2 tRNA genes and 1 rRNA gene are annotated in these 2500 nt (G+C 45.1%); all 3 read right to left on the bottom strand.

What is annotated here, in order from left to right:
- Nucleotides 1–1985: ribosomal RNA gene (locus DB895_RS13925) — 23S ribosomal RNA — on the bottom strand; the annotation flags it as partial.
- A gap of 126 nt (nucleotides 1986–2111) precedes the next feature.
- Nucleotides 2112–2185 (bottom strand) — tRNA-Ala (locus DB895_RS13930).
- A gap of 87 nt (nucleotides 2186–2272) precedes the next feature.
- Nucleotides 2273–2346, bottom strand: a tRNA-Ile gene (locus DB895_RS13935).
- Nucleotides 2347–2500 lie beyond the last annotated feature (154 nt).

Genomic DNA, 2500 nt, shown 5'->3' on the forward strand with positions numbered 1-2500 from the left:
CCATTCGTGCAGGTCGGAACTTACCCGACAAGGAATTTCGCTACCTTAGGACCGTTATAGTTACGGCCGCCGTTTACTGGGGCTTCATTTCAATGCTTCTGGTTACCCATAACATCTCCACTTAACCTTCCAGCACCGGGCAGGTGTCAGGCCCTATACTTCATCTTACGATTTTGCAGAGCCCTGTGTTTTTGATAAACAGTCGCCTGGACCTCTTCACTGCGGCCACGCCAGAAGCGTGGCGACCCTTCTCCCGAAGTTACGGGTCTATTTTGCCTAATTCCTTAGCCATGAATCTCTCGAGCACCTTAGGATTCTCTCCTCGACTACCTGTGTCGGTTTACGGTACGGGTACTCATTACCTGAAGTTTAGAGGTTTTTCTTGGAAGCCCTTAGGTGTACTATCTCTTTGGCCGAAGCCTCCGAGTACTATCGGTCTTTGCCATTCTAAACGGATTTGCCTATCTAGAATATAGCTACAACCTTCAACGAACTATTCCGTCAGTTCGCGACACTTTCATCACTCCGTCACCCCATCACAGTAATAAGTAGTACGGGAATATTAACCCGTTGTCCATCGACTGTCCCTTTCGGGTTCGCCTTAGGTCCCGACTAACCCACAGCTGATTAGCATAGCTGTGGAAACCTTAGTCTTTCGGTGTGCGGGTTTCTCGCCCGCATTATCGTTACTTATGCCTACATTTTCTTTTCTCACCGGTCCAGCATGCCTTACGACACACCTTCTACCCTGTGAGAATGCTCCCCTACCACTTGATAAATAAATATCAAATCCATAGCTTCGGTAATATGTTTATGCCCGATTATTATCCATGCTCGTCCGCTCGACTAGTGAGCTGTTACGCACTCTTTAAATGAATGGCTGCTTCCAAGCCAACATCCTAGCTGTCTGGGCAGACAAACCTCGTTCTTTCAACTTAACATATATTTGGGGACCTTAGCTGATGGTCTGGGTTCTTTCCCTCTCGGACTTGGACCTTAGCACCCAAGCCCTCACTGCTGGTAAACATTATATAGCATTCGGAGTTTGTCAGGAATTGGTAGGCGGTGAAGCCCCCGCATCCAATCAGTAGCTCTACCTCTATATAACTTTATGACCAACGCTGCACCTAAATGCATTTCGGGGAGTACGAGCTATTTCCGAGTTTGATTGGCCTTTCACCCCTACCCACAGGTCATCCGAAGACTTTTCAACGTCAACCGGTTCGGACCTCCACTGTGTGTTACCACAGCTTCATCCTGCCCATGGGTAGATCACACGGTTTCGCGTCTAACACTACTGACTAAAGCGCCCTATTCAGACTCGCTTTCGCTACGGATCCGTGGCTTAACCACTTATCCTTGCCAGCAACGTTAACTCGTAGGCTCATTATGCAAAAGGCACGCCGTCACCCCACGAAAGGGCTCCGACCGCTTGTAAGCGTATGGTTTCAGGATCTATTTCACTCCGTTATTCACGGTTCTTTTCACCTTTCCCTCACGGTACTGGTTCACTATCGGTCTCTCAGGAGTATTTAGCCTTAGCGGATGGTCCCGCCAAATTCAGACAGGGTTTCACGTGCCCCGCCCTACTCAGGATACCACTATTCATTACACTTGTTACCTATACAGGACTATCACCCTCTTTGGTTCTACTTTCCAGTAGATTCTAGTTCCTTGTGCATAAAATGTCGTGGTCCTACAACCCCAACAATGCCGTAACATCATTGGTTTGGGCTAATCCGCGTTCGCTCGCCACTACTTACGGAATCACTTTTGTTTTCTTCTCCTCCGCCTACTTAGATGTTTCAGTTCAGCGGGTTTGCCCACCTATCGGTGTACTATGTCTTCAACATAGTGGGTTGCCCCATTCGGGTATCTACGGATCAAGTCGTGTGTGCCGATCCCCGTAGCTTTTCGCAGCTTATCACGCCCTTCATCGCCTCTGAGAGCCTAGGCATCCCCCATACGCCCTTATTTTGCTTATTGTACCAATCATAAATTTAATTATGACCGTTTTTGTTTCGATTTTCTAATAAATTAGAAAATCTGCTTTCTGCTTTTTATTATTTCTTATCTCAATATGTCAATGAACTTTAATTCTTTCGAATTTGTGGAGAATAACGGAGTCGAACCGTTGACCTCCTGCGTGCAAGGCAGGCGCTCTAGCCAGCTGAGCTAATCCCCCAATTTAATTATGAATTGTGAATTATGAATTATGAATGAATACCCATAATCTCTCAACTCCAGAATTTCTTCTTTTTTTAAGTAATAGTTGTCTCGGACAGACTCGAACTGTCGACCCCTACATTATCAGTGTAATACTCTAACCAGCTGAGCTACGAGACAATATGATTCTTGATTTATGATTTCCAATTCCTGATTTCTGATTTTTTTCTAAATCCGAATTCACTAATCTTTTATCTACAATCTTAAATCTAATTTTCGTTTACTTAATTGTATTATTTGAACTAACAGCGAGAGTAATTAAATTTTAATCTTT

It is taken from the genome of Flavobacterium psychrotolerans, assembly GCF_003097635.1.
Lineage (GTDB): Bacteria > Bacteroidota > Bacteroidia > Flavobacteriales > Flavobacteriaceae > Flavobacterium > Flavobacterium psychrotolerans.